The organism is Streptomyces sp. SID486 (genome assembly GCF_009865385.1).
Taxonomy (GTDB): Bacteria; Actinomycetota; Actinomycetes; order Streptomycetales; family Streptomycetaceae; genus Streptomyces.
Genome location: NZ_WWJT01000701.1, coordinates 1 through 8,746, shown reverse-complemented (window position 1 = coordinate 8,746; position 8,746 = coordinate 1). Strand labels below are relative to the sequence as shown.

At 73.0% G+C, this 8,746-nt stretch carries 10 protein-coding genes and 1 tRNA gene; 3 read left to right on the top strand and 8 right to left on the bottom strand.

Features of this window, described 5'->3' with window-relative positions:
• A partial coding sequence (locus tag GT045_RS32750) for a DUF3662 domain-containing protein (RefSeq protein ID WP_161336418.1) occupies positions 1 to 454 on the bottom strand: 454 nt, incomplete at its 3' end.
• 469 nt (positions 455 to 923) lie between these two features.
• Between GT045_RS32750 and GT045_RS32745 the strand changes: the two genes are divergently transcribed.
• A tRNA-Leu gene (locus GT045_RS32745) sits at positions 924 to 1,007 on the top strand.
• 179 nt (positions 1,008 to 1,186) lie between these two features.
• Here GT045_RS32745 and GT045_RS32740 read toward each other — a convergent pair.
• From GT045_RS32740 to GT045_RS32710, 7 genes are all read right to left on the bottom strand, one after another.
• Positions 1,187 to 2,443: an MFS transporter gene (locus GT045_RS32740; protein WP_345942824.1), complete on the bottom strand. Its 1,257-nt coding sequence runs from the start codon at positions 2,441 to 2,443 to the stop codon at positions 1,187 to 1,189.
• The gene (locus tag GT045_RS32735) at positions 2,440 to 3,225 is read right to left on the bottom strand and encodes a nucleotidyltransferase domain-containing protein (protein ID WP_161336416.1); all 786 of its coding nucleotides are present in this window, start codon (positions 3,223 to 3,225) and stop codon (positions 2,440 to 2,442) included. The genes GT045_RS32740 and GT045_RS32735 overlap by 4 nt, the downstream gene beginning before the upstream one ends.
• A gap of 114 nt (positions 3,226 to 3,339) precedes the next feature.
• Positions 3,340 to 4,395: an alkaline phosphatase family protein gene (locus GT045_RS32730; protein ID WP_161336415.1), complete on the bottom strand. Its 1,056-nt coding sequence runs from the start codon at positions 4,393 to 4,395 to the stop codon at positions 3,340 to 3,342.
• A 122-nt stretch (positions 4,396 to 4,517) separates the two neighbouring features.
• Positions 4,518 to 5,135 carry a transposase gene (locus GT045_RS32725; protein ID WP_161336414.1) on the bottom strand — a complete coding sequence of 206 codons (618 nt, stop codon included), beginning with the start codon at positions 5,133 to 5,135 and terminating at the stop codon, positions 4,518 to 4,520.
• Complete coding sequence (gene dhaL / locus GT045_RS32720; RefSeq protein ID WP_161336413.1) at positions 5,132 to 5,770, bottom strand: dihydroxyacetone kinase subunit DhaL; 639 nt, start codon at positions 5,768 to 5,770, stop codon at positions 5,132 to 5,134. Before dhaL ends, GT045_RS32725 begins: the two co-directional genes overlap by 4 nt.
• Positions 5,771 to 5,813: 43 nt before the next feature.
• On the bottom strand, positions 5,814 to 6,809 hold the full coding sequence (gene dhaK, locus GT045_RS32715; protein ID WP_161336420.1) for a dihydroxyacetone kinase subunit DhaK: 996 nt from the start codon (positions 6,807 to 6,809) through the stop codon (positions 5,814 to 5,816).
• Positions 6,810 to 7,050: 241 nt separating this feature from the next.
• Complete coding sequence (locus tag GT045_RS32710; RefSeq protein ID WP_161336412.1) at positions 7,051 to 7,824, bottom strand: IclR family transcriptional regulator; 774 nt, start codon at positions 7,822 to 7,824, stop codon at positions 7,051 to 7,053.
• Positions 7,825 to 7,895: 71 nt separating this feature from the next.
• On the opposite strand from GT045_RS32710, the gene dhaM reads away from it, so the two are divergent.
• Both dhaM and GT045_RS32700 read left to right on the top strand, forming a co-directional pair.
• Positions 7,896 to 8,288, top strand: coding sequence for a dihydroxyacetone kinase phosphoryl donor subunit DhaM (gene dhaM, locus GT045_RS32705; RefSeq protein WP_161336411.1), 393 nt, complete (start codon positions 7,896 to 7,898; stop codon positions 8,286 to 8,288).
• Positions 8,272 to 8,601, top strand: coding sequence for an HPr family phosphocarrier protein (locus tag GT045_RS32700; protein ID WP_202529235.1), 330 nt, complete (start codon positions 8,272 to 8,274; stop codon positions 8,599 to 8,601). Before dhaM ends, GT045_RS32700 begins: the two co-directional genes overlap by 17 nt.
• Positions 8,602 to 8,746: the final 145 nt, after the last annotated feature.

Below are 8,746 nucleotides of genomic sequence, written 5' to 3'. Positions count from 1 at the left end.
CGTAGCCGCCGGGGGCGCTCTGTCCGGGGCGGCCGGGGGCCGGGGCGCCGGGGGCCGGCGGTGCCGCCTCCTGGCTGCTGGAGGAGGCCAGGGTGCGCGAGCGCACCCGGTACAGGCCCGTGTCCAGGTCGTCGGCCTTCTCCAGGTTGACCTTGATCGGCCCCATGAAGGTGTAGCGCTGCTGCTTGGCGTAGTCCCGCACCATGCCGGCCAGCTCGTCGCCGAGCTGCCCGGAGTAGGGGCTGAGGCGCTCGAAGTCGGGCGTGCTCAGCTCCACGATGAAGTCGTTGGGCACGACGGTCCGGTCGCGGTTCCAGATGGTCGCGTTGTTGTCGCACTCCCGCTGGAGCGCACCGGCGATCTCCACGGGCTGAACCTCGGACTTGAAGACCTTGGCGAAGGTGCCGTTCACCAGACCTTCGAGACGCTGCTCGAACTTCTTCAGGACTCCCATGGGGCACCTCCTCCGTCGCTGCCGTCGTCTTGCCTGCTCTGTGCCGCTGCCGTGCCGGTACTGCTGGTACTGCTCACTGATCGTATCTACGCGCCCGCCAATCAGCCGGTTCCCCCAGCGGCTCCCCTTCGAACTCTCGGGGCGGGTCCTGCTGCCATGGATCGTAGAGGCGGGTGAAGTCCAGTGTCCCGCACCCGGCTGTGGACCCGCCCCGCCTCCTGGGGAGATGGCCTGGACCGGTACGAGGTTGATACGTGAGCCGTGCCTCCCTGAAACGTACGGGGCCGGCGGGCCGCCCGCCGGAACACCGGCCGCCGCCCCGGGCGCGCCGGGCGCCGGGCGCCGCGGTGCCGGTGGGCGGCCGCGGACGGGCGGGAAGGGATGTGAACCCACCCCGTACGACGTGCTAATGTTCTGGATGTCGGAAGGGGCCAGCCCGAAAGGGCCGGAAACGGAAGACACACCCAATGCGCGGGTGGCGGAATAGGCAGACGCGCTGGATTCAGGTTCCAGTGCCCGAAAGGGCGTGGGGGTTCAACTCCCCCCTCGCGCACAGAGAAACCGATGAAACGGGTCTCTGCCGGTGACGGAAGTCACGGCGGAGGCCCGTTTCTCGTCGTGCCGAAAGGTGTGAGGTTCCGCACAGCCGGCGGACGACAGCCGGACCGGCCTCGTCCGTGAGCTATCTCACGGACGAGGCCGGCGCCGCTCAAGGGGCCGGCCGGACCCGCCTCATGTCAGGTCCCGCGTCCTGCGGATGGCGCTCGTCCACACGGCGAGCGGCGTCAGGAAGGCGAGCCCGCAGATCAGCCACAGCGCCTCCCGGTTGCCGAGCGCACCGGCCGCGGTGCCCGCGGTGAGCGCGCCGAACGGCACCGCACCCCAGGAGATGAACCGGACGGTGGCCATCACCCGGGGCAGCAGTTCGGGCGGGGTGACCGTCTGCCGGTGGGTGCGGGTGAGGATGCTGAGCACGACGACACTGGCGCCGAAGCACAGGTTGCCGGCCGCGAAGAGCAGCAGCCCCCAGCCGCTTCCCGCGAGCGGCATCAGCAGCACGACGCACGCGCCGGACAGGGTGGACAGCAGGATGGTGCGGGCGCTGCCGATCCGCCGGGCGATCCGCGGGGTGAGCGTGGCGCCGAGCAGACTGCCCAGCCCTTCCGTGGCGATCAGCACACCGACGAGCCCCGCCGACGCGTCGAGCGTGCGCACCAGGAACACCGGGAGCAGCGCCATGAAGGCGCCGCAGGTGAAGTTGGTCAGCGTGGCGGCCATCACGCAGGGGCGGAGCACCGTGTGGTGCGTGACGAACCGCCAGCCGTCCTTGATCTGCCGCACCATCGACTCGCCCCCCGCCTCCGGCCGGACCGGGGCGGGCCGGGGCAGGCTGCGCAGCAGCACCGCGGAGACGAAGTAGCTGACGACGTCGAAGACGAGGGTGGCGGCTCCGCCGAGGAGCTGGACGAGCACACCGCCGAGGGAGGGGCCGCCCAGCTGGGTCGCCGAGGCCGAGGCGGACGTCAGGCTGTTGCGGGCGGTCAGTTCCTCCTTGCGGACGACCGACGGCAGGAACGTGGAGTTGCCCACGTCGAACACCACGGTGGCGAGCCCCATCACCAGGGCCACCAGGACCAGCTGGGTCAGGTGCAGCACGTCGAACGCCGCCGCCACCGGCACCGACAGCAGCGCGAACGCCCGGACGAGATCCATGGCGACCTGGGTGCCGCGCAACGGCAGCCGCTGGACGATCACGCCAGCGGGCAGGCCGATCGCGATCCAGGCGGCGTACTGCGCCGCGGTCAGGAAGCTGACCTGGAGACTGGAGGCGTGCAGCACGCTGACGGCCACCAGGGGCAGCGCGACCGTGGTGATCGCGTCGCCGACGTTGCTGATGGTGGATGCCGTCCAGTACCGCCAGAACGCGGAGGCGGACCGCTGCCCCTCCGCTGCCGGGTCCACCGGCCGCACGTCTTGGTGTGCCGTCACGAGATGTCGACCTCCATGGTCAGATCCCGGCATCGCTGGGTGACGAGGTTCGCCCACTCCTGGGGCGCCTCGGGGTCGAAGGAGCGCATGGTCTCCAGGGCCCAGTACTCCTCGAAGGAGAGCGCCTTGGGCCGCGCCTCACGGAACCGGCGGGCCCGCCACTTCGGTGTCCGGGAACCGAAGTTGCCCTCGCTCTCCAGCAGGGCGTCCACGGTGTGCCCGAGCGCCTTGCGGGCGGAGAGCACGGCGCTGTCGTAGTCCCCGGCGGCCAGCTGGCCGACCGCGTCCTCGATGGAGGAGTCGGCCTCGGCGAGCGAGCGGGTGGTCACGAAGGCACGGAAGGCGGACTCCTCGACCCGGCGCCGGCACTCCTCGGCCCAGGTGGCGCCGCTGAGGGTGAGGCAGGTGCTCATCCGCTCCAGGAACAGCTCCTCGGCGTCGATCAACGCCTTGGCGGTGGAGCTGCCCGCCTCGAACTGCTCCCAGCTGACCTTGTCGATCATCTGCTGGACCTGGCTGTCCAGCCAGTACTTGATCTCCCAGCGGCGTCCGTCCACGTGCAGGACGACGGTGGGGACGACGCCGGGGTCCAGCGGTACGGGGATGACGCGGGCGCTCTCGCCCTCGAACGGGGTGGAGGAAACGACGTTGAAGTCGTAGTCGCTGGCCTCGTTGGACCAGCCGCGGGCGACCGAGCCGACGCAGCACACCGCTTGGCAGTCGGCCGGTATGAGCCCGCGGCGATCCATCTCCTCCAGGCAGCCGGTCAGGCTCGTACTCACAGCTCTACCTCCTGGTTCGGATCTCGCCTCAGCGTTCAGCACGGTCCCGCGAACCGTCAACCACCACGTGAGACAGGGGACTTGGGGTCGTGCGGCCGGTGGCCGGGGCCGCGGTCACCGCCACACGGCGAACGGGGTGTCGGTCTCTTCGGGAGCGAAGGAGCCGTGGTCGTAGCGGTAGGCGGGGTCGGTGAGGAACTTCTCCCCCTCGGCCACGAGCAGGACGTCCCCGACCCGGGCGCGCGCGGCGGAGCCGGCCGGGAAGACCCGGTCGGCGGGCAGCACCCGCACGTCGCCGGGCAGCGCCTCGCGCAGCCGCGCGGACAGCTCGGCGTGGCCGCCGGGCCGGCCGGGGTACAGCCAGCGCATGCGTCCGGCGCCGCCCATGGTGAACCCGTACCGCCGTCCCATGTGGTCGAGCAGGTCGGAGAGGGCGGGGTCGTGCACCGTGGGGACCAGGCCGTGGTCGGCGTGGGCCACCACCACCGCGTCCCGCGCCGCCAGCGAGGCGGCGAACTCGCCGAGCGCGGTGAGGACCTCCGTGGTGTGGGTGTCGTACCCGTGCCGGTGCACGTGCTGGTCGACCTCCACGAAGCACCAGAGGAGACAGGGCCGCGAGGTGCCGTGCCGGCCGAGCGTCTCCTCGACCGCCGTGCGGATGCGCGTGACCACCTCGGCGGCCGGCCGGCGGCGGTAGGCGCCGTCCTCGGTGTAGAAGGAGTTGCCCGGGACCGGGGTGGCGTGCGCCAGCAGGGCGTCGCGCCAGGCGGAGCCGTAGTGCTCCATGTCGCCGAGCACCGCGAGGGGCGTCCGGCCGTGACGGGCCGCGTCCGAGAAGACGTTGTCCGCGGCCGGGGTCAGGTCGGTGCCCTGGTAGTCGAGGAAGGTGACCAGTCCGGGGCCACCCGAGGGCGCGGTGAAGACGAAGCCGGGCACCGCGTGGTCGGCCACGGGCAGACCGGTCAGGGCGCTGAGCCAGCAGGCGGAGGACGTGGTGGGGGAGACCGCGCGCATCAGCCGGACGTCGGCCGACGGCCAGCAGCGCCGCGCGGTGGCGAGGTTGACGCCGTCGAGCGCGAGCACGACGACGTGCCGTCCCGCGTTCTCGGCCATCACGCGGTCCAGCCGGCCGCGGAAGTCGGTGAGGGACAGGGGTGGTGGCGGGTGCACCGGGGATCGACCCCTCTTTCTGCCGGGTGGACCCGGCCGGGACGGGCTCGGGGCAGGCGCCGGTTCCGGGGCGCTTCGGGCTACGTCGGCTGTGCCCGAAGCGCCGTGGAAACGGCGGACGTTCACCGGGCGGGGCGCAGGGCCCCGCCGGGTGCCTCGACCGGGGTGCGGGTCGGGCCGAACAGACGGACGGTGAGGTCACCCGGCTGGTGCAGCCGGATGCGGGGCTTGAGGCCCTCGCCGCGCCGTGGTGCCTGCGGGGCCCGGCCGACGGCGGGCGGGGTGCGGTTCAGCCGCTCCTCGGCCAGCGTGCCGATGATGTCGGCCCACTGCCGGACATGGCCCGGCAGGTGCTGCCTGCGGGACGACTCGCGGATGCGGTCCCACAGGCCCGCCTCGCTCCACTGCGTGAAACGGCGGTGGGTGTTCTGCCAGGACACGGTGAACGCCTTCGGCAGCGCCCGCCAGGGCACCCCGCTCACCAGGACGTACACGATCGCGGCGAACATCGCCTCGTCGTCGGCGCGTTGGGTGCCGCCGCCCTGCGGTCGCACCGCGGGCCGGGGCAGGTAGGGGCGGGCCAGCGGCCACAGCACCATCGGGGCGAGCCAGGCGAAGCGGCCGGCGCCGGGCGTCGTCGCCTGGGTCTGGGGGTAGGACGCCGGCGTCTCCACCTGACGTACGGCGCCGGGAGCGGGGGTGCGGCGCAGCGGGGAGACCGTCTGCGGGTAGCGGGTCACTTGGCCTCCAGGGCGGTCGCGAGGGCACGGAAGACCAGCGCGGTCGAGGCCGCGCCCGGGTCCTGATGGCCGACACTGCGCAGGCCGAGATAGGAGGCCCGGCCGCGGCGGGCCTGCATCGGCTCGGTGGCGCGTGCCCCTTCGTCGGCGGCGGCGGCCGCCGCGCGGGCGGAGGCCGCGAGGCCGTCTCCGGCCTCGGCCGCACGGGCGAACGCGTCGGCGGCCGGTCCGTAGGCGTCGTACATGGTCTTGTCGCCCGGCCGGGCGGCGCCCAGCCGCTGGATGCTGTCGCGGGCCGCGGCCAGGGCGGCGGCCAGCCTGCGGTCGTCGGACTCGGGGCCGGAGCGGTCGAGCGCCTTGCCCAGGGCCCTGAAGGAGCTTCCGAAGAGGGGGCCCGAGGCGCCGCCTATGGTCGAGATGAGGGTGTCGCCGGTGGCGACGAGGAGCTGTCCCGCCGTCTCGTCCTGCGGTCTGTCCTCCTGGAGGAACCGCGCCACCGCGGTGAAGCCCCGTTGCATGTTGACGCCGTGGTCGCCGTCGCCGATGGCCGAATCCAGCTCGGTCAGCCGGTCTTTCTCCTGGTCGATGAGTTGTGCCGTCGTACGCAGCCACTCACGTATAGGTGCGGGGTCCAACGGTCGTCCTCCCGTGCGTTTTCGGTCATCGGCTTGTGCACCCTCAGCAGCCCCAGCGCAGCGCCGGGGTGTCGACGGGTGTGGTCCAGAGGTCGAGCAGACGGGCGTCGGCGCGGCAGACGGTGATCGACACTCCGGCCATGTCCAGTGCGGTGACGTAGTTGCCGACCAGGGTGTGGGCGAGGGTCATGCCGGCCTTCCCGAGTACGGCGGCGACCTCGCCCAGCACGATGTACAGCTCCTGCAGGGGGGTCGCGCCGAGGCCGTTGACCAGTACGAGGGTCTCGGCGGGGCCCGGCGGCAGCTGGGCGAGGAGGACCGCCATGGCCTCGGCGACGAGGTCGCGGGCGGGGCGCAGCGCGATCCGGCGCAGGCCGGGTTCGCCGTGGATGCCGACACCGAACTCGACCTCGTCCGCTCCGAGTTCGAAGCCGGGGCGGCCTACGGCGGGTGCGGTGCAGGGACGGAGGGCGAGGGCGATGCTGCGGGAGGCGGCGTTGACCCGTTCGCCCGTCTCGGCGACGGCGGCGAGGTCGGCGCCCCGCTCGGCCAGCGCGCCGCAGAGCCGCTCGACGAAGACGGTGGCGCCGGTGCCGCGGCGGCCCGGGCCCTGGCCGGTGGCGCCGGTGGCGGTGTCGTCGTCGACGAGGACCGTGCGCACCCGCAGGCCCTCGTCGTCGGCCTGTTCGGCGGCCATGGCGAAATTGAGCCGGTCGCCGCTGTAGTTCTTGACGATCTGCAGGACACCCGCGCCCGCGTCCGCCGCCCGGAGCGCGGCCAGGATCCGGTCGGGGGTGGGGGAGGTGAACACCTCGCCCGGTACGGCGGCGTCGAGCATGCCGCGCCCGACGAAGCCCCCGTGCAGCGGCTCGTGCCCCGATCCGCCGCCGGAGACGACGCCGACCTTGCCGGGGGTCGGGCCGCCCGCCCGGGTGATGACCCGGGTGGCCGCGTCGACCCGCAGGCCGGGGTGGGCGATCGCCATCCCGGTGATCGTGTCGGACAGCACGGTCTCGGCGCTGTTGATCAGCTTCTTCAGGACGGCCCCCTCACCACGAGCGACCGCTCGCCCGAGCGGCCGTCAGACCCGCAGTCGTCAGGCACGACGAACGCGACCCCTGAATGACTAACCGACTAACCTCGCGCCCAGAACAGTGTTCGGTAGTCCTGAACGCTTTCGGAAAGTTAGATTTCCGTTACCCCAGGTGTCAAGGGAGGCTCGCGGCTCGACCGCCCGGCGTTTCGGCGCATGGGGACGAACAGGACAGAAGACGCGGCCGTCAGAAGGAGGGTTTTCGGCCACCGACGCGGAACGCCCCCAGCTCGCGGGAGAGGTTGCGCGCGGTCTCGCGCGTCGCGATCGCGTGCGCCTCCCGGGCGGGCTCCGCCAGGAGCCGCTCGACCGGGCCCACCAGGCCGATGGCGCCCGCGACGGCACCGCAGCGGTCGAAGACGGGCGCCGCGATGCCGGCGTCCCCCAGGGTCGCCTCCTGGCTCTCCACGGCGTAGCCGACCTCCTGGGCCCGCTCCAGCTGGGCGGAGAGTTCGGCCGGGTCGGTCACGGTCCGGCCGGTGAGCATCCCCAGGGGCCCCGCCAGCGCGCGTTCACGCAGTTCGGGGGCGGAGCTGGCGACGATCGCCTTGCCGAGGGCGCTGGCGTTCCAGGGCAGCGTCGCGCCGGTCTCCAGTGCCTGCACCCCGCCCGCCGGGCGCAGCGCGTGATGGACCACCATCACCTCGTCGCGGACCAGCACGCCCACCCAGACGGCCTCGCCGGTGCGGGAGGCCAGCAGCTCCGACCACGTCACGGAGCGGGTGCGCAGCTCGTGCATGTCCAGGTAGGCGTTGCCGAAGGTGACGAGGGCCGGACCGAGCCGGTACTTGCCCGTCTCCTGGTCCTGCCCGACCAGGCCCTCGGACTCCAGGGTGCGCAGCAGGCCGTGGACGGCGGACTTCGAGACGCCGACCCGGTCGGCGAGTTCGGTGACGCCCAGCCGTGGCTCGGCCGTCAGCTCCCGGAGGATATGGACGGCACGCTTGACCGACTCAACCACCACGCTTGTCCTCAGGATCGGGTACTCGTTCGGTATTGCTGAACCGTGTTCTGATCCTTACCCTAACGGTCATGAGCCCCTATGTCGGCATCGTATTGGTGTCACACAGCGTAGAGCTGGCCGCGGGGGTGGCGGATCTGGTGGCGCAGATCGGGTCGGAGAGCGTGCCGGTCGCCGTGGCGGGAGGCAACGACGCCGGTGGGCTGGGCACCAGTTACCGCCGCATCCGGGAGGCGCTCGGCGCCGCGGACCAGGGAGCCGGGGTCGTCGTGGTACCCGACCTGGGCAGTGCCGTACTGACGGCACGCACGGTGCTGGAGGACCACCCGCGCCCCGGAGCCGTCATCGCCGACGTGCCCTTCGTGGAGGGCGCCGTCGCGGCCACCGTGGCCGCGGCCGGCGGCGCCGACCTCGACGCCGTCCTCAAGAGTGCCGAGGAGGCACGCCATGTCCGTAAGTTCTGAGTCCACGACGGGTGCGGGGACGGCATCCGCGCCGCCCGCGTCCGCGCCGCAGGCACCGGGCCGGCACCGGATGACCGTCGTGCTCCCCGCGGATCTGCACGCACGGCCCGCCGGGCGGGTCGCCACCGCGGCGCCGCGCTTCGCCAGCACCGTCCGGCTCGCGTACGAGGGCCGTACGGCCGCGGCGACGAGCGTCCTGGCCCTCATGGCGCTCGGCGCCACCGCGGGAGGCACGGTCGAGCTGACGGCCGAGGGCCCCGACGCACCCCAGGCCGCCGCCGCGCTGGCCGCGATCCTCGCCGCCGCGGAGTAGCGGCACGGCAGGGGAACCGAGCGGCACGCGGGGACGGCGTCCCAGCGGCTCGGCTCACGGGGACGACGGCTGGTCTCGGCCGGGCGGTGCGCCGGTCCGGCGGGCGGTCTCCGTCGGGCGGTGTGCGGGTCCGGTGGGTGGTCTC

Bases quoted from the DNA above. Each gene is read 5' to 3' on its own strand.
- dhaM (WP_161336411.1), top strand. From the start codon at position 7,896: ATGAGCCCCTATGTCGGCATCGTATTGGTGTCACACAGCGTAGAGCTG.
- GT045_RS32700 (WP_202529235.1), top strand. From the start codon at position 8,272: ATGTCCGTAAGTTCTGAGTCCACGACGGGTGCGGGGACGGCATCCGCG.